Source organism: Exiguobacterium sp. s6 (assembly GCF_018618155.1).
Lineage (GTDB): Bacteria > Bacillota > Bacilli > Exiguobacteriales > Exiguobacteriaceae > Exiguobacterium > Exiguobacterium mexicanum_A.
Map to the genome: position 1 here is coordinate 1 of NZ_JACSLN010000014.1, position 424 is coordinate 424.

2 tRNA genes are annotated in these 424 nt (G+C 50.5%); both read right to left on the reverse strand.

What is annotated here, in order from left to right:
- Positions 1–134: 134 nt before the first annotated feature.
- Positions 135–207, reverse strand: a tRNA-Ala gene (locus KNP75_RS15645).
- A gap of 21 nt (positions 208–228) precedes the next feature.
- A tRNA-Ile gene (locus KNP75_RS15650) sits at positions 229–305 on the reverse strand.
- Between the last annotated feature and the right edge of the window lie 119 nt (positions 306–424).

The window sequence follows — 424 nt, forward strand, 5'->3', positions numbered from 1 at the left end:
TCCTAGTGCCAAGGCATCCACCGTACGCCCTTTCTACCTTGATCTAGCGTCTAAGACACACGGTCCTCACGGACCATATGTGAAATTAACTTGGTTTGATGTCTTGATGAATCTTCAGTTTTCAAGGAACAAAGTGGAGCCTAGCGGGATCGAACCGCTGACCTCCTGCGTGCAAGGCAGGCGCTCTCCCAGCTGAGCTAAGGCCCCATATAGGAATTCTCAAAAAAATGGTGGGCCTAAGTGGACTCGAACCACCGACCTCACGCTTATCAGGCGTGCGCTCTAACCAGCTGAGCTATAGGCCCTCATATTTTGATTGTCGAGAGATTTGGTCTCTCAAAACTGAACGATGGGCAATGCCACATGGGCATTTTCCTTAGAAAGGAGGTGATCCAGCCGCACCTTCCGATACGGCTACCTTGTT